The 24,500-nt window shown below is 40.8% G+C and carries 25 protein-coding genes and 1 riboswitch; of the genes, 2 read left to right on the plus strand and 23 right to left on the minus strand.

Going from position 1 to position 24,500, the window contains the following annotated elements; all coding sequences use genetic code 11:
• Positions 1-15 precede the first annotated feature (15 nt).
• The 17 genes from fni to ACLGGR_RS11045 form a co-directional block, all read right to left on the minus strand.
• Positions 16-1,071, minus strand: a complete 1,056-nt coding sequence (gene fni, locus ACLGGR_RS10965; RefSeq protein ID WP_410973080.1) for a type 2 isopentenyl-diphosphate Delta-isomerase — start codon at positions 1,069-1,071, stop codon at positions 16-18.
• A 14-nt stretch (positions 1,072-1,085) separates the two neighbouring features.
• Positions 1,086-2,237, minus strand: coding sequence for a 30S ribosomal protein S1 (rpsA, locus tag ACLGGR_RS10970; RefSeq protein WP_041085926.1), 1,152 nt, complete (start codon positions 2,235-2,237; stop codon positions 1,086-1,088).
• A 223-nt stretch (positions 2,238-2,460) separates the two neighbouring features.
• A complete protein-coding gene (cmk, locus tag ACLGGR_RS10975; RefSeq protein ID WP_142945891.1) occupies positions 2,461-3,138 on the minus strand; it encodes a (d)CMP kinase in 678 nt (225 codons plus the stop codon).
• Between the two features lie 71 nt (positions 3,139-3,209).
• Entirely contained in the window at positions 3,210-3,392 is a 183-nt protein-coding gene (locus ACLGGR_RS10980; protein ID WP_142945892.1) for a DUF5359 family protein, read from the minus strand.
• Between the two features lie 63 nt (positions 3,393-3,455).
• Complete coding sequence (locus ACLGGR_RS10985; protein ID WP_142945893.1) at positions 3,456-4,103, minus strand: flagellar brake protein; 648 nt, start codon at positions 4,101-4,103, stop codon at positions 3,456-3,458.
• A 102-nt stretch (positions 4,104-4,205) separates the two neighbouring features.
• Positions 4,206-5,555 carry a germination protein YpeB gene (ypeB, locus tag ACLGGR_RS10990; protein WP_323647716.1) on the minus strand — a complete coding sequence of 450 codons (1,350 nt, stop codon included), beginning with the start codon at positions 5,553-5,555 and terminating at the stop codon, positions 4,206-4,208.
• A gap of 16 nt (positions 5,556-5,571) precedes the next feature.
• A complete protein-coding gene (gene sleB / locus ACLGGR_RS10995) occupies positions 5,572-6,483 on the minus strand; it encodes a spore cortex-lytic enzyme (protein WP_142945894.1) in 912 nt (303 codons plus the stop codon).
• Positions 6,484-6,617: 134 nt separating this feature from the next.
• Positions 6,618-7,274: a glutamic-type intramembrane protease PrsW gene (prsW, locus tag ACLGGR_RS11000; protein WP_024422824.1), complete on the minus strand. Its 657-nt coding sequence runs from the start codon at positions 7,272-7,274 to the stop codon at positions 6,618-6,620.
• A gap of 155 nt (positions 7,275-7,429) precedes the next feature.
• Positions 7,430-8,401 carry a YpdA family putative bacillithiol disulfide reductase gene (locus ACLGGR_RS11005; protein ID WP_410973081.1) on the minus strand — a complete coding sequence of 324 codons (972 nt, stop codon included), beginning with the start codon at positions 8,399-8,401 and terminating at the stop codon, positions 7,430-7,432.
• Positions 8,402-8,525: 124 nt separating this feature from the next.
• Positions 8,526-9,800, minus strand: a complete 1,275-nt coding sequence (locus ACLGGR_RS11010; RefSeq protein ID WP_007500982.1) for a Glu/Leu/Phe/Val family dehydrogenase — start codon at positions 9,798-9,800, stop codon at positions 8,526-8,528.
• Positions 9,801-9,996: 196 nt separating this feature from the next.
• On the minus strand, positions 9,997-10,575 hold the full coding sequence (locus ACLGGR_RS11015; protein WP_024428080.1) for a genetic competence negative regulator: 579 nt from the start codon (positions 10,573-10,575) through the stop codon (positions 9,997-9,999).
• A gap of 165 nt (positions 10,576-10,740) precedes the next feature.
• Positions 10,741-11,529 carry a metallophosphoesterase gene (locus ACLGGR_RS11020; RefSeq protein WP_410973082.1) on the minus strand — a complete coding sequence of 263 codons (789 nt, stop codon included), beginning with the start codon at positions 11,527-11,529 and terminating at the stop codon, positions 10,741-10,743.
• Between the two features lie 87 nt (positions 11,530-11,616).
• On the minus strand, positions 11,617-12,072 hold the full coding sequence (locus tag ACLGGR_RS11025; RefSeq protein ID WP_047202733.1) for a DUF2663 family protein: 456 nt from the start codon (positions 12,070-12,072) through the stop codon (positions 11,617-11,619).
• Positions 12,073-12,136: 64 nt separating this feature from the next.
• Positions 12,137-12,928 carry a LysM peptidoglycan-binding domain-containing protein gene (locus tag ACLGGR_RS11030; RefSeq protein WP_142945898.1) on the minus strand — a complete coding sequence of 264 codons (792 nt, stop codon included), beginning with the start codon at positions 12,926-12,928 and terminating at the stop codon, positions 12,137-12,139.
• Positions 12,873-13,514, minus strand: a complete 642-nt coding sequence (locus ACLGGR_RS11035) for a CPBP family intramembrane glutamic endopeptidase (protein WP_251216601.1) — start codon at positions 13,512-13,514, stop codon at positions 12,873-12,875. The genes ACLGGR_RS11030 and ACLGGR_RS11035 overlap by 56 nt, the downstream gene beginning before the upstream one ends.
• Positions 13,511-15,019 carry a RecQ family ATP-dependent DNA helicase gene (locus ACLGGR_RS11040; protein WP_410973083.1) on the minus strand — a complete coding sequence of 503 codons (1,509 nt, stop codon included), beginning with the start codon at positions 15,017-15,019 and terminating at the stop codon, positions 13,511-13,513. Before ACLGGR_RS11040 ends, ACLGGR_RS11035 begins: the two co-directional genes overlap by 4 nt.
• Complete coding sequence (locus ACLGGR_RS11045) at positions 15,012-16,064, minus strand: YpbB family protein (protein ID WP_410973084.1); 1,053 nt, start codon at positions 16,062-16,064, stop codon at positions 15,012-15,014. Before ACLGGR_RS11045 ends, ACLGGR_RS11040 begins: the two co-directional genes overlap by 8 nt.
• Before the next feature lie 267 nt (positions 16,065-16,331).
• Between ACLGGR_RS11045 and ACLGGR_RS11050 the strand changes: the two genes are divergently transcribed.
• Complete coding sequence (locus tag ACLGGR_RS11050) at positions 16,332-16,580, plus strand: ferredoxin (protein ID WP_003215700.1); 249 nt, start codon at positions 16,332-16,334, stop codon at positions 16,578-16,580.
• A 34-nt stretch (positions 16,581-16,614) separates the two neighbouring features.
• Here the strand turns inward: ACLGGR_RS11050 and fmnP are convergent, their stop codons facing one another.
• Complete coding sequence (gene fmnP, locus ACLGGR_RS11055) at positions 16,615-17,196, minus strand: riboflavin transporter FmnP (RefSeq protein WP_041109656.1); 582 nt, start codon at positions 17,194-17,196, stop codon at positions 16,615-16,617.
• Positions 17,197-17,340: 144 nt separating this feature from the next.
• A riboswitch (FMN riboswitch) is annotated at positions 17,341-17,471 on the minus strand.
• 287 nt (positions 17,472-17,758) lie between these two features.
• Here fmnP and serA point away from each other — a divergent pair.
• Positions 17,759-19,333 (plus strand): phosphoglycerate dehydrogenase, encoded by a 1,575-nt coding sequence (serA, locus tag ACLGGR_RS11060; protein ID WP_024422834.1) that lies wholly within the window; start codon positions 17,759-17,761, stop codon positions 19,331-19,333.
• 35 nt (positions 19,334-19,368) lie between these two features.
• Here serA and ACLGGR_RS11065 read toward each other — a convergent pair whose 3' ends face one another.
• The 5 genes from ACLGGR_RS11065 to ACLGGR_RS11085 all read right to left on the minus strand — a co-directional run bounded on the left by ACLGGR_RS11065 (position 19,369) and on the right by ACLGGR_RS11085 (position 24,447).
• On the minus strand, positions 19,369-20,016 hold the full coding sequence (locus ACLGGR_RS11065) for a peptidoglycan DD-metalloendopeptidase family protein (RefSeq protein ID WP_410973085.1): 648 nt from the start codon (positions 20,014-20,016) through the stop codon (positions 19,369-19,371).
• A gap of 101 nt (positions 20,017-20,117) precedes the next feature.
• Positions 20,118-21,224 (minus strand): sigma X negative regulator, encoded by a 1,107-nt coding sequence (locus ACLGGR_RS11070; RefSeq protein WP_251216598.1) that lies wholly within the window; start codon positions 21,222-21,224, stop codon positions 20,118-20,120.
• A complete protein-coding gene (sigX, locus tag ACLGGR_RS11075; RefSeq protein WP_024422837.1) occupies positions 21,136-21,744 on the minus strand; it encodes an RNA polymerase sigma factor SigX in 609 nt (202 codons plus the stop codon). Before sigX ends, ACLGGR_RS11070 begins: the two co-directional genes overlap by 89 nt.
• A 202-nt stretch (positions 21,745-21,946) precedes the next feature.
• On the minus strand, positions 21,947-23,728 hold the full coding sequence (locus ACLGGR_RS11080; RefSeq protein WP_410973086.1) for an ATP-binding protein: 1,782 nt from the start codon (positions 23,726-23,728) through the stop codon (positions 21,947-21,949).
• Positions 23,725-24,447 (minus strand): response regulator transcription factor, encoded by a 723-nt coding sequence (locus tag ACLGGR_RS11085; protein WP_003215596.1) that lies wholly within the window; start codon positions 24,445-24,447, stop codon positions 23,725-23,727. Before ACLGGR_RS11085 ends, ACLGGR_RS11080 begins: the two co-directional genes overlap by 4 nt.
• Positions 24,448-24,500: the final 53 nt, after the last annotated feature.

Raw genomic sequence — 24,500 nt, forward strand, 5'->3', positions numbered from 1 at the left:
AAAAGGCATGTGATATCACATGCCTCTCTTACTATAGTACGTTGTGTCAACGCCTCTTTCTTTGAGCCAATGACTTGTTTCCCCTGAAATTACAACTTGAGCTTGTCTCAGCTCTTCAATCGTCTTCACGCCAAGCACTGTCATCATCATCTTAATATCTTCTTGAAGTTCCATGATATCAGCGATAAGGCCGCTTTCTCCTCCACTGGTCAGTGATTTTAAGAAAAATCCAGCAAGACCAGCAGCAGATGCGCCAAGAGCGATTGATTTGGTTACATCAAGAGCATCTTGAATACCTCCGGAGGCTAAAATCGTTTGATTCTGAAAGGCTGTATGTACTTCAGCAAGACTCGCTGCAGTTGGAATCCCCCATTGATCAAAATAACGCAGTGCTTTTTGGCGGCGGAGATTTTCAATTTTAGAAAAGTTCGTTCCACCAAATCCGCCTACATCAACAGCTGCAACCCCAGCATGAAATAACTTTCTTGCCGTTTCCTTGCTCATGCCAAATCCGACTTCTTTCACGACAACAGGCACAGCAACTGATTCAGCGATAGCTGCAATCCGCTCAAGCGCTCCCCTAAAATCGCGATCCCCTTCAGGCATGACAATCTCTTGGATGACATTCAGGTGAATCTGGAGCATATTTGCCCCGAGCATGTCGACTGCTTCCTTAGCTTGCTTCATTGTCGCTTCACTGCCTAAATTTGCAAATACAATTCCATCCGGATTCACTTTACGAACGACTTCATATGTTCGTCTTTCTTCTTTATCTTTCAGTGCAGCCATTTGTGATCCAACTGCTACAGGGATATTGGTCTCCTTCGCTGCGATCGATAAAGAGCGGTTGATCTCATAGGTGGATTCTCCGCCCCCGCCAGTCATTGCATTGATAAAAATTGGCGAACCGAAAGTCAGTCCGCCAATTGTCGTATGTGTATCAATTTGTGATGTCGCAAGATCTGGTAAACTGGCGTGAACGAAGGAAACATCATCTAAACCTGTTGCTGCATGCTGGCCAGTGGACAACGCATGCTCAATATGCTGCTTCTTTCTTTCTGCTCGCGTCAATTTTGATCACCAAATTATTTTAGTTTATTGAGTTTATCGCCGATCAGGTCACCAAGCTGGAATCCGCTTGTGTTTTCTTCTTTCGCCTGATATTGACGATAATCCTCTTCGATTTGTTTTTCAGGATTTTCTTCTAAATCACGGATGCTTAGTGAAATGCGCTCTTCGTCTTCATTCACATCAAGCACTTTCACTTTCACAGTCTGCCCTTCTTCAAGGACTTCTTGCGGCGTGCCGATATGTTTATGAGAGATTTGGGAAATATGCACAAGCCCTTCTACACCTGGCAGAATTTCAACAAATGCACCAAAGCTCACAAGACGTTGAACAGTTCCTTCAAGCACATCACCTTGTTTTACCTTTTCACCAATTTGGCTCCAAGGTCCTGGTAATGTTTCTTTAATAGATAGTGAGATACGTTCGTTATCACGATCAACAGCAAGTACTTTGACCTGGACTTCCTGTCCTTCTTCTACTACGTCAGATGGCTTTTCAACATGCGCATGGGATAGCTGAGAAATGTGAACTAATCCATCAATGCCGCCAATGTCAACAAATGCACCAAAATCAGTAAGCCGCTGTACTTTACCATCAATCACACTGCCTACTTCAAGCTTTTGCAGGAAGTCTTGCTTTTTGTCTAATTGCTCTTGCTCAACGACTGCACGGTGTGAGAGAATCACGCGATTTTTTTCGCGGTCAAGTTCTACCACAACAAGTGAGAGTGTTTTCCCTTTGTAATCTGTGAAGTCTTCTACATAGTGTGCTTCTACAAGAGATGCAGGAATAAATCCACGCACACCAATGTCAACGACAAGACCACCTTTTACAACGTCTTTTACTTCAGCTTCAAATACTTCTTTTGTTTCAAACTTTTTCTCTAGGTCTTCCCAAGCGCGGTCTGCATCAACAGCACGTTTCGATAAAATCAAAGCATCGTCTTCGACCTTTGTTACTTTAAGCTCTAACTCGTCGCCATCTTTCACGACATCTGATGCTTTTTCAACGTGAAGACTTGATAATTCACTGATTGGGATGATACCAGGTTGTTTCACATTGACGATATCTACATTGACATGCTTGTCCTCAACTTTAGAAACAATCCCTTTCACTACATCTCCAACCTCTGGTACCTGAACATCGATTTGATTCATTTCCTCTGTCATTTCGATAACCTCCTTGGTCCAAACCTACACAGCTTAGTTAAAACGACTGGGCGAATATGTGTCTTAAGCATGATGATTGCCAGCCGAATATGTATTATAGAAACATTCAAATCAACATAATTGCTTGAATGATCAATAAAAATAGTATTAGTATAAACTTCTAATAAAAGACCTTGTTTGTCAAGAGATAAACCTCTAACTTATAAAAGTTTTCTAAAATTTCTTACTGTTTCTCCACGCGGTCTGCTGCATCTAAAATTTTCCCTGCCACCTCTTGAATAGAAAGGGAAGTTGTGTCAATTTCAATGGCGTCATCCGCTTTCTTTAAAGGTGAAACTTCGCGCTCAGAATCAAGCTTATCGCGTCTTGCAATCTCTTCGATCAGCTGATCATAATTGACGTCGTAGCCTTTTTTCTGATTCTCTTCAAAGCGGCGTTTTGCTCTTTCTTCTACTGATGCAAGCAAGAAAATTTTCACTTCGGCATCTGGAAGTACGTGAGTGCCTATATCTCTTCCATCCATAACGACGCCGCCTCGTTTGCCAAGCTCTTGCTGCCTGCGGACCATTTCTTCCCGAACAGCTCTATGCTTTGCAACAACCGATACTTGGTTGCTAACGCGGTCTGTGCGAATATCCTCTGTGACATCCGTATTGTCGAGATGGACTTTTTGACCATCGCCTGTTGTTACCAGTTCAATGACCGTTTTTTTCAATAATGAATCAAGTGCCTGTTCGTCTTCAAGATCTACACCTTGATTGAGTGCCGCAAGTGTAATCGCGCGGTACATAGCGCCTGTATCAATATAAATATATGATTTTTTTGCTGCGACAATTTTTGCCACAGTGCTTTTTCCTGCTGCTGCAGGACCGTCAATTGCGATAGATAATTTCTTTTTCATAATACCTCTCCTTGATTGAATCTCCCTTATGAATTGTAACACGATCACCGCTCAAACGGGGGAATTTTCTATCAATCCTTCTGCTTAAACGTCTCAATCCATTCTTCAATGCTCATGTTATTCACACCCTCATACTGCACGACTTTTGACAAAAAGAGCTCTCCTTTCGTCAAATGAAGTGTGATCTGAATGGTTAGCAATAAAACAAGCTGAATGAGCACCACTTTCATTAACCATCTTTCCATTGTCTTCATACAAAAAGCCTCCACGCTAGATTCTTTCTTCTCTAGTATGGAAGCTTTTTACACCCTTTATTCTTATGCTTTTTTCACACGTGTTAAAAGCTGCTGCTGAAAGCAGTATTTCATGATGTGCTGCTGTTGATCATTTGTGATCTCAGAAAACTCCATGATCGCTCTTGTTTTGCCAGACTGTTCATCTTGATATACTCGATTCATCTCTGCAACCGCTTTTATTTTTACGGGCTCTTTCAGGGGAAGTTCAAACTCTGTGACCACTTCTCCATATTCTTTCAATGACACGCCCTCAGGAACTGCAATCGCCACGCCGCCAGCACTCATATTCACAATAAACGTTTCAAAGGCCTCTTCATCCGTTTGCATGATGGAGGCTTTGACCATCGTATCCACTCTCAGGTATTCTCTTCGCTGAAGCCGGATCATTTCTTCTTTTGGCGGAATGGAAATAACAATCATCGGAATATCTTCTTTTCTTTTTCCGATGACTTCGCTTGTACATTTGTATGGAATTTGGTTTTCGTCAAAAAAGAAAACGGTGATTTCTGTTTGCTGATTTAAGTAGATGGTGCGTCCCGTTTCTTTATCAGCTGGATAATTAATGCAAATATCATCGTTATTATTTTCCAAAACCTTCGATTTTGCTGTTTTCACTTCTTTGTTCTCATTGACATATTCAATTGTAATTGCATCCCCTATTTGTAACATTCCTCATCACTCTTTTCATCTGTGAAATCGTATCCTCTCCTATATTAAACCATGTCTAAAACAAAAGGAAAAGACTTATTAGCCTTTTCCTCGCTTCCTTTTCTATAGGTCTTTATATATAGGTTCTGCATTTTTTAGTTTATCTACTCGTTCTTCTTTTCCGGTATCCGCATTAATGAACATGCGGTACGTATCGTTTTTTATCGTTCCAAGGAACTCATAGCACAGAACTTCCTCGGACATATCATTTTGCACTATCGCTAAATGAGTATCTTCGATCTTTACATGCTGATTCAATGTTTTCTCCGCTTCTTTTTGCGAGATTTTAGGTGCTTTGATGTCTCGGGTTTTATGATTCATTAAGTAGTCTTTCGCTGAAAACCCAACAACCTCGCCATCATCCAATGCGACTTTCATGCGTATACTATCTGGATAAAGCAGGACATTTTTTTGAAGAGGCACATAGGTAAATACACCGATATTATCAAATTGTGCACTTTCATCTAAATGGAACGATTCCGTGTCAAACCCTTGCTTCTTTAAGAAGCTGAGTGCTTTTTCTGATGCATCATTTAAACTGATTTTCTGTTTTTTCACATCACGATTCTGAAGAAGGTAGACTGGGTGCCCTCCTTTTTCAGTCAAGTCTAAGTAAAAGTTTGCATGGCTGTCTGGATCAGACATCGATAAGCTGTACACGTCACGATTGGTTTTGCTGCCGCTTTTTCTCACTTTAAAGTGTTGGTTATGGTCGGGTGTGAATTTCTGTGCAATGCGGATCGCTTCTTTTTTTGAAATCTTATCGCCTTTTAAATGATTGTAGCCTTGTGTTTCTTTTTCTGTCGACACATTTGTAGGCCCAAGATCAACATCTGCAAATGCATCTGCATTTCTCTCGACTGTTTTCAACCCGTCAATGATGGTGTTGTCGTTCTTTCGATCGCCATCTGCGAGCGCCATTTCAACATCCATCCATTTTAAGTTTTTATTAAGTACGAGGTGCTGCACTTGTCTCAGTTCGTTTTGGATATCTGACGCTTGATCATATAGAGCTGTAATGGTTTTGTGTGTATCTTTATTTAATGGTTCATCTGATAAAGATTTGACTGAAGATTTGTAGCTGAAATCTCCGACATTCGCCAGGAATTCTTCCGTTTTATTAAAAGGCATCAATGTAAGCGGGAGCTGACTGACATTGTTATGCGCTTCTGATGACATTCTCCATACATCTGCAAGTGCTGGTGAGATGGATGTTTGGCTGTTCATCGCAAGTGTTGCGCCCAGTTTGTCATGCAGCTGATCCACCTGATACGTTAAATCGTGAAAAGCTCTTTGGTAGTTGTTCTCAGCATGAAGCAGAACGGCGTCTTTTTCTTGATGTTCTTTATAGCCCCAGTAACCTGTTGAGATGACAGCAATTCCTAAAATAGCAATCAATATTCCTCTGATCATTTATTTACACCTCTTTTTATTCGCAGAATATATGTTTCCCGATTCGTTTAATTTGTGGTCTTCCCCAAATCCATGGACTTGTTGCTGTATCAGGATTAAAGTAATAGATCGCGCTCTCAGACGGATCCCAGCCATTGATTGCATCAAACACAGCCTTTTTGGCCGTTTCATCTGGCGTCATATAAAATTGACCATCTGCTACAGCGGTAAACGCAAGCGGTTCAAAAATGACCCCTGCAATCGTATTTGGAAAGGTCGGGTTATTCAAACGGTTTAAGATGACGGCAGCGATGGCTACCTGTCCTTCATACGGCTCACCTCTTGCTTCACTGTAAACAGCTTGCGACAAGAGCTGAATGTCATTACTAGAAAAACCACCAGGCATGTTGGCTGCTGTTTGTTTCGGTGTTTGGTTTCCCTGCTGGCCGCCTGACTGATTGCCAGACTTCCCAGATGATCCACTTTGACTTTTTTGATTTTCTTTTGTACCTTGAGCTGTCTTTTTTTGCGAGCTTCTTTGCGCAGGAGCCTTTGTTTGCTGATCAAGAGGCTTTCCGCCATAATGGGTAAACTGGTTCCCTTGCTGCAGCTGCTTTTGCACAAACTCTTTGTAGTATTTCGTCTTTTGAACTAATAAGTTTTTTGTTTTCTGACCTACAAGCCCATCGACCTTCTTCATGCCAAATTGGTTTTGAAAGTTGCGAACGGCCCAGTACGTCCCCCAGCCATAGACGCCATCGATTTTGCCATTGTAAAAACCATTGTATTGGAGCCGCGCTTGCAGCTCGACTACATCTTCTCCTGTTGCCCCACGCTGGATGACTTGGCTGGTGAAGGCTTCACTTTTACTCGCTGTCAAAAGTGAAGACGCAAGAAGAACGATTGAGAAGATAAGAACGATTTGTTTCATGAAACGAGCTTTATCCATATTTGATCCTCCTGTACTTTTGATGTTTGAATATATGTTTCTTCCGATCCCTATTTTTATACATTCAACACAGGAGAGAATTGGATGGAAAAGACAAAAAAACGCCCCTATATACAATAAGGACGTTTTCCAAATTAAATTTGCACCATTTTTACCGCACGGGCTTTTTTTGCTTTTCTTAAACCAAACCACCATAAAAAAATCATGAACGGCACCATGATATATCCCCAGTTTTTCATCCCTAATAGAATGAAATCATACAGGCCGTGAAACAGCACAGGGAGCGTTAAAGAAAGGATCAGCCATTTGCGCTGCTCTTTTTTATCAGAGAAGCGGGCTTTTCCGATATAAAATCCCATCACAACACCAAATAATGCGTGACTTGATACAGGTAATAAAGCACGGGTAAATGCATATTCGACCCCATGACCGACTAAGTAAAGAATATTTTCAAGTGTTGCAAAACCAAGTGAGACACTCGTTCCATACACAATCCCGTCATAGTGTTCGTCAAACTGGGCATGCGCATAAACGCTGACCATTAAAATGAACCATTTTAATGATTCCTCTAAAAAGCCCGACGTCACAAATGAAATCAAGATAGGGTTTGTTGCGATATTTTCCTCTTGAAGGACATATTGAATAAACATGGTTGGAAACACAAGTATGACACCTAGCATAAAAGATCTGATGACCATGTGAACCGGCTCATTGTCGTACTGATCTTTTAAATAAAAATAACTTAAAAGTGCGATGCCGGGAGCTAAACCTGCTGAGATGATTGCGATCATAACCAGACCTCTTTCCCTACATTATCCTTCATTATCGTACCATGATTTACCCTTTTTTTATATGACTCGGGCCCATTTTTCTTAAAATAAATTTCTATATAATCCCAATTTATATAAAAAAGAACCGAACCCCTTTGAAGGATCCAGTTCTTTTTTTATCCGTTGATTCTTTTGTTGATTTCTTCTGCAATGAGTCCACCATGAAATCTTCCATTTTCGATAAAAATTTCATTGGCATTATTTCCAGCTGCAATGACTCCTGCAATGAAAATGCCTTCAACATTCGTTTCCATCGTCTTTTCATCAAATGCTGGACGGCCTGATTCTTGGTCAATCGTGACCCCCATTTTTTCTAAGAAAGAATGATCTGGATGATAGCCAGTCATAGCAAATACATAGTCACTTTTCACTCGATCCGTTTGATTTTGCTGATTTGTAAAAATCACATTTTCTTCTGTGATTTCTTTCACCTGCGCGCCAAACTCCATTCGAATCGTTCCATTACGAACAAGCGCTTCAAACTCTGGTAAAATCCAAGGTTTGATGCTGGATGAATATTCAGTTCCTCTATACAGCACCGTGACTCTGCTTCCGCATTTCACAAGTTCTAGCGCAGCATCCACACTGGAGTTCTTCCCGCCGATCACCGTCACATCTTTATCAAAATATGGATGTCCTTCTTTAAAATAGTGATATACGTGAGGAAGGTCTTCTCCTTTGACGTTCATATAGTTTGGATGATCATAGTAGCCAGTGGCAATCACGACGTAATCACATGAATAGTCGTCTTTTGATGTACTCACCGTAAAACGGCCATCTTGTTTCGTCACGGCATTTACTTTTTCAAAGGCATGCACACGCAGGTTTTTTCGTCTGACGACCTCTCGATAATAGGAAAGCGCCTGAATACGAACGGGCTTACGGTTTTCAGTAATAAAAGCAACATCACCGATTTCAAGCTTTTCACTTGTACTAAAAAAGGTTTGATGTGTTGGGTAATGATAAATACTGTTCACAACATTCCCCTTTTCAATCACAAGTGCATCAATCCCAATTTGCTTGAATGCGATGGCAGCTGATAACCCGCATGGGCCGCCTCCTATTATGATCGCTTTTTCTTGTTTCATTTGTTCCACTCCTGTCATTTCACTGCAATAACAATTGCTGGGCTGTTTGATTCTTTGTTCCATTCCATAAAAAAATCTCCTATTTAAGGATAGGAGATTTTAAGGCGCGATGCAAATAAGCCGCTTAAATCCAGCCTCTGAATCGAGAGGCTTCAGCCATTTTACGTACACCGACCATATATGCAGCAAGACGCATATCGATTCGGCGGTTTTGCGCCATTTCATAAATATTATTAAATGATTTCACCATCATATCTTCTAAACGAGTTTCAACTTCTTCTTCAGTCCAGTAGAACCCTTGGTTATTCTGAACCCATTCAAAGTAAGAAACAGTTACACCACCCGCACTCGCAAGTACGTCTGGAACAAGCAGTACACCACGATCTGAAAGAATTTTGGTTCCTTCCAGTGTCGTTGGGCCATTTGCTGCTTCTACGACAATTTTGGCTTTAATGTTTGCCGCATTATCTTCTGTGATTTGGTTTTCAATGGCTGCAGGTACTAAGATATCACAATCCAGCTCAAGCAGCTCTTGGTTTGTAATTGTATCGTTAAATAGTTTAGTGACGGTTCCAAAGCTGTCACGTCGGTCAAGCAAGTAGTCAATGTCTAGACCATCTTCATCGTATAATCCGCCGTACGCATCTGAAATTCCTACGATTTTTGCTCCAGCATCATACATGAATTTAGCTAAGTAGCTTCCTGCATTTCCGAATCCCTGTACGACAACACGAGCCCCGTTAATGTCAATTCCTTTTTTCTTCGCCGCTTCTTTGATGCAGATCGTTACACCTTTTGCTGTTGCAGTATCACGTCCATGTGATCCTCCAAGAACAATTGGTTTTCCTGTAATAAATCCTGGCGAGTTAAATTCATCAATTCTAGAATATTCATCCATCATCCATGCCATAATTTGAGAGTTCGTAAACACGTCTGGTGCTGGAACATCTTTTGTTGGTCCAACGATTTGACTGATGGCGCGAACATAGCCGCGGCTTAGTTTTTCAAGCTCTCTGAATGACATTTCTCTTGGATCACAGATAATACCGCCTTTTCCTCCGCCATAAGGAAGATCCACAATTCCACATTTTAAACTCATCCAAATTGAAAGCGCTTTTACTTCTTTTTCCGTAACGTTCGGGTGGAAACGAATTCCGCCTTTTGTTGGACCGACAGCATCATTGTGCTGTGCACGGTAACCAGTGAAAATTTTCACCGATCCATCGTCCATACGTACTGGAATTTTGACTGTTAATAGACGAATTGGCTCCTTCAGCAATTCATACACTTCTTGCGGATACCCTAATTTGTCTAGCGCTTTATGTATGACGGTTTGAGTTGACTTTAAAACATCTAGCTTATCTTCTGCGTTATGAGCGGCGTTTTGATCGGCTGCCATTAAAATAAACCCCCTAGAAATCTTTCATGATCTACTGCTCCCTTTCAAGCAATAGTATACACCTTCGTACTGGTAAAGCAAAGGTAAAAAGCGTTTTTTATCAAAATAAAATATCAGCGTTTATAAATATAAAAAAGGATATAAAAAAATACTGTTGTTTCATCACAACAGTATTAAATATAATAGAAAAAAGTGATTAAAAATACATTTGAATCGTTTTCACAGCATCTTCTTGCATGATCACTTTTCCATATTCTTTTAGCCGGTGAATGGTTAGTGTCGTAGGTGAACCAAACTCTGCTAAAATCGAAATGACTGTATCAGCAGATAATTCTCCAACATCATCCAGGCTGAGATAATATTGACCTTCATAATGGTAAACTGTACCCCCTAAAAGTCCAATACGACTTAAACTATGGGACAGTTGAATCACATCTTCAAACGAGGCAAATTGATAGAGCACATGCTTGCTCTCGTCGAGCTTGACTTGCATCTCAATGTAATCTTCATCAAACTCATCATCAGCATCTTCCTGCTGACTCTTTGTGACAATGACGACCATCCCCTGCGCCTGAAGAGAAAATACTTCAACAGCAATCGGTCCATTCGCTTCAAAACCGAGCTCCTGATTCGCTTCGTTCATCATGTCTTTAAACAGCTGATGGACTTTGAACGAATCTTTCCAAAGGTCTTCTTTCGTAAGACCTCGGTCTGTCAGGTCATCTAGTGTGAGAAAAATTTTGATTTTATTATAATTCAGACGCTCCAGTCGCATAACGTTCCCTCCTGCCTCTTCTAAACACACATCATACTGTAGTATATGAGATGATGAGTCATAGGTTCTTAATTTTGTATTCAGTTTACACTGTGTCAAGACGGAAGACAAGCATGAGGCTATGCTTACGGTGACTTTTATGGAAAATATTGAGGGTACCGCAAGTTAACGCGTTTTTAGAGGCATTAAATAGATCAGATGGGTTTCTGGTTCTGCTCCTAGACGCATTGGAATCTTTGTTGTCCCGTAGCCATTACTAATGAGAAAGAACGCACCTTTGACCTGGCCTGTTCTTCCTTTTTCATACGGACCAAATTTCCCAATTCGGATCTGTCCCCCATGCGTATGACCGCTCAGGACAAGATCAATTCCCTCTTCTTCACTCATCAAATGATGCACATCTGGATTGTGTGATAAGAGAATATTGACATCATCTTTCACAAACTCAGGCCGTATCGCTTCATAATCTGCTTTTTCAAGCCGAATATCATCAATTCCTCCGATTTTGATTCGCTGGCCTTCGAAATTCCATACAGCCGTTTCATTTTGCAAAGTCGTGACATCGTATGCATGAAGAATCTCTTTAAACCTTTGCTGGTGCAGCTCATGATCATTATTTCCCCAAACAAAATAAACCGGCGCAATTTTTGATAAACGTTTCACATTTTCTTCAATCCTTGCATAGGGTACACCTTTTTCTGCTAAATCTCCGCCAATCATAATCACATCTGGCTCTTCCTGTCTGATTTCTGCTAATAAAGTGTCACTGATGAGACGTCTGTGTGTATCAGAAATAAAGAAAATGACAGCAGGCCGGTCTGATTGAAGTGCTTCTATTGTAAAGTAATGCTTTTTGATGTTGTTTTGTTTTGCCGTTTTCACCATTTTTGCCGTTACACACACACCTGTTGTAACAGCCGCAATGGCGGCAGTAAATCCGATGGCATATTTCATCACAAATGGCTCCCTTACATATCTTTCTTTCATAAGACGCTTGAATGAAAAAAGACGTTTCAACTGTTAAACGTCTTTTTTTCTCATTTATTTACTTTCATAATAGAGATTAATGTCATACTGCTTCTGCATATAGTGAAAAACCGCCTCGCGCTCTTTCCACTGATTCGATTGAGGCCATAAATCTGTACTTTTTTGTATAATTTCACATCGAAGCCGATGATATTCATCCTCAGCCTTTTCTTCTTTTTTCTTATAGTAATAAGATGCGTAAAAAGCAAAGACCTCAGCCATGATCCAAAACAGAAAAACTTCATGACCAAGCAGTGTTGCAATCATGGCTTCAGGCTGAAGCGAGCCGCCTCCCGCATTTGCCGTGATCACAAAATAAAACAAAAGAATGGCCAGCGATAGAAGGGCTGTCCATTGCCATCTTTTGCACTGCTTGGCAAAGCCCTCATATTTATGCTTTCTTTTGATCAATGTTTCCATCATTTTCTGTGTCGGCTGATCCATATATCGGCTGATTGCGTGCAATGTCATCACATACACCCTGTCCCTTTTTTCTACATATGTATGTGCGTGCTTCTTCATTCATGTCAGGTGATTAGTTTTCTAGTGGAATATTCAGCACTTGACCACTGTACACGCTGTTACCTTTCAAATGATTATAGGCTCTAATTTTCTCTTCACCCGAACGGTTTTTGTAATACTTCATTGAAATTCGATACAGGTTTTCCTCTGGACCAACAGTGTGCTGCACGACACGAACTGGCTTTTCTTCCTGTTTCTTTTTCTCTTCGGCTTCTTTTCGTTTTTTCTCTTCCTGCTGCTTTTGCAGGGCTAGCTGCTGCTGCTCACGCTTTTTGGCAGCTTCGGCTCGCGCGCGTTCTTTTTCTTTCGCTGCTTGTTCACGCTCTTCTTTCTCTTTAGCAGCTTTTTCTTTTTTCTTCTGTTCAGCTTTTTCTTTCAATCGCTGTTTTTCTTTTTCTTCATCTTTCTTTTGCTTCTCATCATCAGACGCATCCGCTTTATCAGCATTAGAATCATTTTTCGTTTCGACAAGTGCTGACGGGACTGGGTCTGTGTCAGCACTTGATGTAGAATCAATATTATATACATCTTGATTATTATTATGGTTGATTTCCTTTGACGTGTAGTAGATCAGAAGGAAGAACACCGTGACGACGATAATAGGAAAGATAATAGCCAGTGTTGTAAACAATGGATTGCGCACCTTTTTCGTGCGCTGCTTTTTATATTCATGAAAATCTTCTCGTGTAGGAAAGTGAGAGTCATCTGAAGGCTGCACTTCTTCTTCAAAAATTTTCTCTGCATCATCGTCATGGATGTTTGTCAGCTGCTCCTTCTTTCTCTTCATTCTCGACATTTCTTCCATGTTCATCCCTCCCCCTATATTTCAAACGAATTTGACAAGCAAAGACTAAGTCAATAACAAAATGGGTCATGACAGGAACAAATAAATTCCCAGTCCACTCGTATAAAAGTCCTAAAAAAATACTAATAGAAACCACAAGGATAAACAAGAGTATTTTTGATAAGTAGCGAAAGTGAAGGAGCGCAAACACGATACTTGCAATCTCCAATCCAAATTGCTGCTGGACAATCCCTCGGAATAGAATTTCCTCTGAAAAGGCGATGAGCAGTGCTAACCAAACAATATGCGGGATGCTGCGGTTTTTGAACATTTTTTCATTTAATCCGCCATCATCATACATATGAGCAGGAAACACCTTCATGACAATCGCATCCACAATGATCACAAGCACAGCGCCGCCAATTCCATAAGTCAGTATCCGCGCATCTTGGATCTCCCAAAGGGATGTGAAATCTGTCCAATGATCGAACATAAATATACCTAGTAAAAAAGAAATGATCAGCATCAGCAGCTGCGTGAAATACAGCTGTTCTACGACTTGTCGATCGGTTAATTTTTCGATGATTCGGCGGTGTTGTTCAATCAATGCTGCGCCTCTTTTGACAGATGAAACATACGATCCAGCACGGTCTTCCAGTGTTTCATTTCATTCAGCTCCAATGGTTGATCTTTTTTTTCATAATCAGACAGGTCAAGTCCGCAAGAAGAACAGCAGCTGCCAGAGGATGCGCTCTCCGTTTGATCAAGCTGTTCGTAAAAGTATGATAACAGAGATTGTCTAAAGCAGCTATGATCTGTGATCCGCTCCTTAAAATGCCACACTTTTCTCAGTTTTTCTGTTTGTCTGTCCTGCAATTTCTCTTTCAGTTTCATCAGGAGCACACGAGGCTGTTCTGACTGATACATTCTGTAATAATGGATCAGCATTCTTGCACGTGTCTCTTGAAGTCCTGATTCCATCAATTGTTCACGTAATTTCTTTTCATCATTTGTCTGCATTTGTGTCAGCCTAGCTAAGAAGAAATCAATTTCTGGATCATCAAAGCCTTCTGCTTGTATTAAATGCTGTTGAATATCCGCGTCCTCTTCTGTATATAAAAGAATGCTCACACTATTTTTCCCGTCCCGTCCTGCTCTTCCAATTTCCTGCATAAATGCTTCAATTGACTGCGGCGGGCTCATATGAATAACAAATCGTATATCTGCTTTATCAATTCCCATTCCAAAAGCACTTGTACAACAAATAAGGTCAAGCTGTCCGCTGATAAATTGCTGCTGAATAAGCATGCGATCTCCTGCATCCATTCCGCCATGGTAATACTCTACACGCTGATGGGTTTTTTGTTTCAAAATGAGCGCCATATCTTCTGTCATTTGCCGAGTCGGGCAATAAATCAGGCCTGGGCCTTGCAGGAATTCCACAAGCTCAATGGCCCGTTTCTCTTTTGCTTCTTTCGTCTCGTGCGCTTCTTTGACTAATGCGATGTTTGGCCGGTTGACAGAATGAATATGAAAGTCTGGATGCTGCAATCTTAGCGTTTGCACGGTATCTTTTAGCGTTTGTTTCGTTGCTGTTGCCGTCAGTGCTAAGGCGGCAGGATGACCTAATGCTTCTCTCCATTCTCCCAGCTTGGAATATTCCGGACGGAAATCATGTCCCCATTCAGATATACAATGAGCTTCATCGACGACGAACAGACCAATATGCATTGATTTGAGCTGTTCTAGCAGCACCTCTGACATTAATGCCTCAGGCGCGACGAATAAAAATTTATATGATGGCAAATGCCGAATGATATGTCGCCTTTCATGAAAAGACAATGTGCTGTTCAGTGCCGCCACTCGTTTTTCTCCGCGCATTTTCATTCGTTCGACTTGGTCCTCCATAAGCGATAACAGCGGCGAAATAATGAGAACTAAGCCTTCAGTCATATAGCCGGGAATTTGATAACAAATGGACTTCCCGCCGCCAGTAGGCAGCATGGCAACCGTATCTTTATGATTTAGTACACTTTGAATAATGTCCTCTTGACCTGCTTTAAATGAGTCGTAACCAAAATATCGCATGAGCGTCTGATGAAGCTTATCCATTTGCTTTCACCATCCTTGTCAGAGCCAATCTTATTTGAAAATAAGTAAATGGATATTCGAGTTTTTCTTTAATCAGCTTCATTTTATTTGTTTGGAGCTCCCTGGCTACTGCATGAATGGCCTGCTGCTCTTCTTCGCTCACATATGGCTCTATTGAGAAGCTCGGTTCATGTATGGACAGCTCGACAATATGGTCTTCAATCGTTGCCTTTTTTAATGAACGAATGTGAGCAATCTGATCAATATCAAAGCCTTTTTGCACAAGCTCGAGCGTTTTATGGGTAGAGGTTGTTAGCACGCGTTTGAATTCAAGGTCACCTACGAGCTGCTGCATAACCTGCGCCTCACCTTTTTGGGCAGCATGAATAAAATAATGGAGGACATTCCAAAAAAGCAGGTACACATACCACACATCTTCTTTTAGCCACTCTGCCATTTGCTGATACGTCCGTCCAATTCTTTCATTTGACGTCAATGAATAAACAAAAATCAGCGCCTCTTGATCACTCATACGGGTAAGGAGCTTGTCTAGTTCATGATGCAGCTCTTCTGAAAGCTTATTCTTCTCGTGATGCTGTTTTAAGAAGGACTTTGTCCAGCTTTGTACAGAAACATCTCTTTGTATTGGGACATATTGATGTGATCCAGCCAGATGGTGAGAAAGCACTTGTACAAGTAACGAGAGCCTCATCCATAGCACCTTTGCTTTTTCATGATATTTGGCACCATGAAAATAAGCGGGCATCGGTTTTTCTGAAAAATACTGGTTGAGCATACGCTGTCCTGCATCTGTAACAGTGAATGTCTCCCCTGTTTTTTTAATGTAGTGCTTTTCGTCAAGCTTTATAGCAGAGCGATTCAGCTGATCCCTCGTAAACCCCGGGTAACAGCCGAAATAATTTGAAAGCTGAAACAAACTGGCATCCTGTATGGTTTGTGATGATTTTTTTCCTTTAAAAAGATGGTAGACAGCACTTATGGAGCGTTCGCCGTTCAATTTATGTACGCTGTCCATTAACATGACATCCAAGTAATGAAGAGTCATTCGCCAAAGCACCTGTCTTCCTGACAAAATTCGAATATTTTCTCCCTTTATTTTAACAGATTTCATAGAAGAAGAAATGTTTAAACTCAATTTGTGGGGGAAAGTTATGAACAAACCCTTATGTGATAAGCATTCTCAATCACTTTACAGTTGAAATGTGAAATTAAAATCATTACAATAAGGTTTGAGGAAATTGTTTTTTATCGGTGAAACTAAAAAGGTTAGACCATTTGTTCCATCGAACAATCTGGGAGGTATTTTTTTAACATGGCAAAATATACAATTGTAGACAAAGACACATGTATTGCTTGCGGCGCATGCGGTGCAGCTGCTCCAGACATTTATGATTATGATGATGAAGGCATTGCATTTGTTACGCTTGATGACAACCAAGGGACTGTAGAGGTTCCAGAAGTACTTGAAGAAGATATGCTTGATGCATTTGAAGGATGTCCAACAGATTCAATTAAAGTTGCGGACGAATCTTTCGAGGGTGACCCGCTTAAGCATGAATAGTAAAAAAGCCCCTTATGCAGGGGCTTTTTTTATATTAACTATTTTGAAGTCGGCGTTTATTTTCAAACCATGGACGCATTTTTACAAAAATGAGGCTAAACACGATGGTAATGATGATTCCTTTTATAAAGTTAAATGGTAAGATCCCTGCTGTAATGGTCGTCTTGAGCGCATGATCAGATAGTTCTGGCGCGTTTAAGAACCATGTGTAAGCTGGCAGGAATAAGAAGTAATTTAAAATGCTCATCATCACAGTCATAAGCAATGTACCCGCGATCATAGACCATGCCATCCCTTTTGCTGATTTGATTTTTTTGAACATAAAGGCGACTGGCAAGATAAATAATGTGCCTGCAATGAAGTTCGCGACTTGCCCAACTGGAACGCCAGACATACTGCCTTGAATGAGGTAATGCAGTACATTTTTTAATGCCTCAACAGCAATCCCTGCACCCGGTCCATAAATTAAAATCGCAATAATCGCCGGGATATCACTGAAATCAATTTTCAAATACGCTGGAAGACCCGGGAAAGGAAAATCCAATAAAATTAATACAAACGAAATACTGCTGAGCATACTGGTAACGACTAAACGCTTTACTTTACTTTGATTCAATATTCTCTCTCCTTTTCGATCAAATCTTTCGAAAAGAGGATTGTTCCATTTTAGCCACAAAAAAACCGCCCTTAAAAATAGGAGCGGGGAAATTGGGCTAGACAAATAAACGTGTGAACATGAATGTTTTCAACGTTTACGAACCTCCATCTTCTCCCATCCAGACTATACTGTCGGCTTCGGAATCACACCGAATCCTGCCAAAAAGGCTCGCGGGCTTAGAGACTATGCTCATCACCGCCGGTAGGGAATTACACCCTGCCCCGAAGATTGATCATTATTCAATTCGACATCATTATATATGATATATGAGCATTTGTACAGATAAAAATCCTGAGCAAATTCATCAGTTTTAAGAAATCGTAAAAAACACAAAAATTATAATGACAAATGCGCAAAAATTGGTTATCTTTTGTTTAAAGGTGTTCATTCTTTATAAAGACACAAAGAAATGTTCGTGTTTTCTTTTTCACTTTACTGCTTTAATTTGATTGACACAGTGAAAAGGAATATGGTAAATTATCAGATATTTATGACGTTTATTTTAGGAGGAAATCTAACGATGTTTCGAGTATTAGTCTCAGATAAGATGAGCAATGATGGTCTTCTACCACTTTTAGAATCAGATTTTGTTGAAATTGTCCAAAAAAATGTAGCAGAAGCAGAAGATGAACTACACACGTTTGATGCCTTACTTGTCAGAAGTGCCACGAAAGTAACGAAAGAGCTTTATGAAAAAATGACTTCATTAAAAATTGTCGGCCGTGCCGGTGTGGGAGTAGACAATATTGACATTGATGAAGCGACCAAACACGGCGTCATTGTGATCAATGCACCAAACGGTAATACGATCTCGACAGCTGAGCATACGTTCGCCATGATTTCATCACTCATGCGTCATATTCCGCAAGCCAATATTTCTGTCAAATCAAAAGAATGGAACAGAGGTGCATATGTTGGTGCTGAGCTTTACGGAAAATCTCTTGGGATTGTCGGCTTAGGCAGAATCGGAAGTGAAATCGCCCAGCGTGCAAGAGCATTTGGCATGACAGTCAACGTGTTTGACCCATTTCTCACAAAGGAACGTGCAGAAAAAATTGGCGTCAATGCGAAATCACTGGATGAAGTACTCGAAGTATCAGATATCATTACTGTACATACACCATTAACAAAAGAAACAAGAGGACTTCTCAATAAAGAAACGATTGCAAAAACGAAAAAAGGTGTTCGCCTTGTTAACTGCGCACGCGGCGGTATTATTGACGAAGCTGACCTTCTTGAAGCTCTTGAAAGCGGCCATGTTGCAGGAGCTGCACTTGATGTATTCGAGGTAGAACCTCCAACTGATAATCCGCTTGTGGATCATCCACACGTCATTGCAACTCCGCATCTTGGTGCCTCTACAAAAGAAGCACAATTAAATGTTGCGGCGCAAGTATCTGAAGAAGTCCTTCAATTTGCAAAAGGCCTTCCTGTCATGTCATCTATTAATCTACCAGCGATGACAAAAGACGAGTTCAAAAAGATTCAGCCTTATCATCAGTTTGCAGGAAAACTTGGACGTCTTGTCTCTCAATCAATGAGAGAACCTGTAAAAGAAGTAGGTATTTCTTATGAAGGCTCTATTTCAAAACTCGAAACATCCTTTATCACAAAAAGTCTCCTGTCAGGCTTTTTAAAAGAGCGTGTTGATTCGACTGTGAATGAAGTAAATGCTGGAATGGTGGCAAAAGAACGCGGCATTAGCTTTAGTGAAAAAATTTCTTCCAGTGAATCTGGTTACGAAAACAGTATCTCTATTGAAGTCAAAGGGGATCTTTCAACCTTTACTCTTAAAGCGACTTACATTCCGCATCTAGGGGAACGTGTTGTTTCTATTAATGGATTTAATATTGATTTTTATCCAGATGGACACCTAGTCTATATCCAGCATACAGATGCACCTGGTGTGATTGGAAAGGTTGGACAGATTTTAGGCGACCATGATGTCAACATTGCAACAATGCAGGTAGGACGTAAAGAAAAAGGCGGCGAAGCCATTATGATGCTTTCTTTCGACAAGCATCTTGAGGACGAAATTGTGAAAAAATTAACCGAAGTACAGGATATTCTTTCTGTCCGCCTGATTGATCTATAAAAAACAGTGATAAACCTCATGCAAAAGCATGAGGTTTATTTAGTTGAAACCATTAATCGGTCTCCTGTTCGAATGAGATGAGTCGTCAGCTCATTGATCTTTTTCAATTGTTCTACAGTCATTTCGTGTGCCTTTGCTATCGACCAAAGAGTGTCCCCTTTTTGAATGACATATGTATTTTTTTCATGTCCATTTACATGAAGAGCCGGCTCCTTGAAACGCTCCACAGCAATCATTTTGAGCGGATCTATCGCATCCTCTTTGCTGACTGACCAATTTCCACGATGTACCTCAAAATGTAAATGAGTGCCTCTAGAGGCTCCTGTGTTGCCAATTATACCAATCGGCTCTCCCGCTTGTACTTGGTCACCCTTTTTCACAAAACGCTCGTGTAAATGAGCATAGACGGTTTCGTATCCGTTTGGATGCTGAATAAACACAACTTCTCCATATGTAGCCGATACATACGAACGCGCGACCACACCTTCACTTGCAGCAAAAATGGATTCTCCTTCTGGCGCAGCTATATCTAATCCCTTATGCGAGCCGCCTCTTGTCCCAAACAAGTCAGTGACTTCTCCTTTCACTGGTTCCACCCATTCGTTTGTCTTCTGCGCATGGGCAAATGGCGCTAAGATCAAGAGCAAAAAACAGCTGGCACCTATGAAGCAATACCTTTTCATCAGTGACTCCCCTTTGAGGTTCTTTTCATGACAGCTTAGTATACAGCAAGAAGGCCGTTTTCTATACATAAAAAAAGAACGCAATGACTTGCTTGCGTCCTTTAACGATCTTTGATGACAACAGGATTCGGCAGAGCCGGCACTTCTATTGGTTCATTCATTTCATATGGTCCTACTTGATCTGTTCCTGCATATTGAATGGTGACATCTGTAAAACCAAAATCTTTCGCTGTGAGCAGCAGACCTTCAATGAGTAGAATATGATCAATTGAGTCCGATAATTGTGCTGATGCTCCAAACGTGATGGTCACATGCTTACCTTTTGATGTCACTTCTTTAATGGGTTCTTCTTTAATTAATGGTTCAAGTCCGGAATCACTCGTGCGTTTCATGGCCTCTACCGCATCTTCATAAGAAGAATAATGCGCTTTTGAGGGCACCAAAAAAGTCCCGCTCTTATTTTCTAACACGAAATAAGCTTTCTTCGTTTGTTTATCAATTGATATCGTGCCAATGCTGCTAGCCCCTAATTGAAGATGAGAACCTTTGACTGACTTGACTTCCACTTGTTTATACCTGCTCCATTTGAGCGTTTCTTTTACCATATCTTTAAATTGATTAGCTTCCTTTATCGTATCAAGGGACAAATCATTTTTTAACTGAAAAACAAGTGTATTGCCTTTTTCACGAAGGTCGACCATCTCAAGATAAGATTGAAGAGGCTTTGTCATTTCAGGCAGCTGCACCTGTTCATATGTGCTCATCATTTCCTGCAAATGGTCATATTCTTTTTCTTTTTCAATACTAATGGGAACCACTTGAGATGTTGATTCATCTATGTATGCAACCGTCATATACTTTTGCTTGTCTTCATGAGAAACAACATGCGCGGTGCCATTTGTCTGTTTCACAGGCTCTAATGTGGCATTCACCTGTCCTTTGTCAGCACTTGAGTCCATTTTCATCTGTTGATGATGTTCTTGAGCAGCCGGCTGAAATAAATGAGGAGAAATTAAAAATGCCATAAATAAAACCACAACGGTTGCCACCGCTGGACCGATCCATTTGACACTTTTCTTTTTCTTCCCGCTTGCCATCAGCATCTGCTGGTATATCTGCTTAGATGAACGGTTGTCCTCCACCTTTGGAAGCTGACTTAGTAACACCTTGATTCGTTCTTCGCTCCAATCGGACCTGTTCGTTTTCATTCACTAGCTCCTCCTTCAAAAGCTCCATATGTTTTCGGAGCACTTTCAGGCCTCGGTGCTGCGTTGTTTTGACTTTGCTTTCCGAGAACTTTAGCGCCTTTGCCGTCTCCATGATTGAGTAGCCCTGGATAAATCTTAAAATGATGACAGCTCTTTGATCAATCGTACAGTGATCAAGTGCGGCATAAATTTCTTTTGTATTTTCATCCTGTACAGCCAGTTCGTCTGGGAGCAAGTCTGGGTCTTTTACATCCTGCTTATCCCAATCAAACGTGCCAAGCACCCGTTGTCTAATGGTTTGCTGCTTGCGAAACCAGTCAATCGCTACATGCCTTGCAATTGAAAACAGCCATGTTTTCTCGCTGCTTCTTCCTTCAAAAGTTTTATATGAGTGAAGTACCCGAATGTAAACCTCCTGCACGAGATCCTCTGCCTGATTTTTATCTTTAACCATATAAAATAAAAACTGGTACAAATCTTGATGGTACGAATCATATATTTTTTGAAAGGTTTCATGCATAGGAAACCCCTCCGTTCACTTATTTTTGTCGAGTGACACTTACAAAACGTTACATTACAACTTTATGACAAATATATTACAAGTTCGACAGTTTGGAAAGGGCTTTTTGTTTAACTTCTCCTTAAAAATTTGAAAATAGAAAAAACACTTCATTTTCTTTCGAAAAGAAGTGTTTCTCATGTAACAAGATTCTTCGTCAAGATTAGACGACTTCCTGCTTTTTTCTTGGAATATAGAAGGTAAAGTGTGTACCTGCCCCCGCTTTGCTGTGAGCATGTATAGAGCCTTGATGCGCCTCTACGATGTTCTTCACAATCGCAAGGCCGAGTCCAGTACCAGATCGTCCTCTTGTCCTTGCTTTATCGGCTTTATAGAAACGTTCGAAAATAAAGGGCAGATCCTCTTCGGGAATTCCGCTCCCCGAATCTTTCACATCCATTTTCAGCCCGTTCTCCACCGATTGAACCGAAAAGTGAACCTCTCCGCCCTCTGGTGTATGACGAATGGCATTATCAATGAGATTCGTAAACACTTGTTCAATCTTATCCGGATCGAATACAAAGTACGGTTCATCCACTTGAATATCATACGTAAGGTCGATTTGTTTTTCTTTCGCAATCCCGAGAAACTTACGGTAGATCTTCTCAGTCAGCTCTTCTGTATCTGTTGATTCAAGATTCAGTGTAATGTGACCTGCTTCCATTCTCGCTAGATCTAGAAGGTCATTCACAAGACGTCCCATTCGAAGTGATTCATCATAGATAATTTGCGCAATCTCTTTCTTCTCCTCTTCTGATCCTGCAATATCATCTACAATCGCCTCACTGTACCCTTGCAGCATGGCAATTGGCGTACGAAGTTCATGACTGACATTGGCAATGAAGTCTTTTCTCAGCTTATCAAGTCTTCGTTCCTCAGTCATATCACGAAGGACCGCAACTGCTCCCCTGACATCCTGCTGATTATAAAGCGGAGACATGAGAAGAACCCAGGTACGCCCTTGCAGCGTAACTTCAATCATTTGCTCTTTTTCTGTGCTGACAGCTGTATGAAATAGCTCGCGCGCTTCTGGCGGCAGCTCATCTCCATCTTTGATCTTCATATTTTGCTCGTAATACCATGCCTGCAAAAATCGTTCTGCAGGAGGATTCGTCATCAAGATCGTTCCATCAATATTGATGGTGATAACGCCATCGGCCATACTGCTTAAAATATTAGACAAATGTTCTTTTTCTTGATTTAAGGCTGTGATATGGAATTTAAGCTGCTTTCCCATTTGATTAAAGGCGATAGCCAGTTCTCCAATTTCATCTTGCGTTAAGATAGGAATCTTTGTATCAAATTTCCCTTTCGCCAAATCTTGTGCCCCCTCTCTCATCTTTCTGAGAGGATAGGTGACACGTGTTGACAGGAAGAAAGCGAATATAGTGGTCAAAACAATGGCAATTCCGGCTGCTAAGAAGATGTAGCGCGTCGTGTGTTTTGTTGTTTGTTCTACAGCGAGGAGTGACTGAGAAAGAAAGACCATGCCTTTTTTCCCGTTCGCCTCATATGGAACACCGACTACAATTCGTTCATCTTTTTGATTGCCTGTATCAGGTTCTGCACGTTTACTGATTTTTTTACGCTCTTTCAGTGCTTGATTTAAATCGCTGTCCGCTTCAATTTGTTTCTTTGTAATCGCAGGAAGCTTCCCGCCTTTTTCAGACGAATACCACTCTAGCCCGTCCTCTTGGATGATCGCAATACTCGTCAATTTGTCAGCAAGTTCTGATGTAATTGATCTTGCAAGCGATTGATCCTCATGGCTTTCCAAAATGACCGCTACTTTGTTTGCCATTTGTGTTAGATCAGACTTTGCTTCTTCTACATGATAATTCTCAATGAACTCTAAAAGAAGCACAGTTAATATAGATAAAACGATCAGGACGAGGAAAAGAATGGTTAACCAAAGCTTTCCTACAACACTTTTCCACAGTTTCATTCAGCGCCGACCTCAAATTTGTACCCGACACCCCATACAGTTACGATTTTTTTCGCTGCTTCTGGTGACACTTTATTCAGTTTTTCACGAAGTCGTTTGACGTGGGTATCGACTGTTCGTAAGTCTCCAAAGAACTCATATTGCCATACTTCTTTTAACAGCTTTTCTCTGTCATAAACCTTATCTGGTGTTTTTGCAAGGAAATATAAAAGCTCATATTCCTTCGGCGTAAGGCTGACTTCTTTGCCATCAGCCGTCACCCTATGTGCATCATGGTCAATAGAAAGATGAGAAAACACAAGAACATCCTTTGTTGTTGTCCCTGTATTAAGATAAGACGTTTGAGACGATCTTCTGAGCAATGCCTTTACACGTAAAACAACTTCACGCGGGCTGAAAGGTTTGACGATGTAGTCGTCCGTTCCTGCCTCAAATCCTTGAACGCGGTTGGCTTCTTCTCCTTTTGCCGTCAGCATAATGATTGGAGTCGCTTTTTTGTCTCGAATTTGATTACACACTTCGATTCCATCTGTACCAGGCATCATTAAATCAAGCAAAATGAGGTCATAATCGGTTTGAAGCCCTTTTTGAATCGCCTCATCTCCATTTTCCGCTTCATCGATTTCATAATTTTCACGTTCTAAATACATTTTTAAAAGGCGGCGAATTCTTGCCTCATCATCTACGACTAATATTTTCGTTTGAGTTGTGTGTTCCATTAGACAATCCTCCTGCTTTCTCCGTTGTTACATTCATTTTAACAAAAAGCCGA

It is taken from the genome of Bacillus sp. BD48 (assembly GCF_046566805.1).
GTDB lineage: Bacteria > Bacillota > Bacilli > Bacillales > Bacillaceae > Bacillus > Bacillus safensis.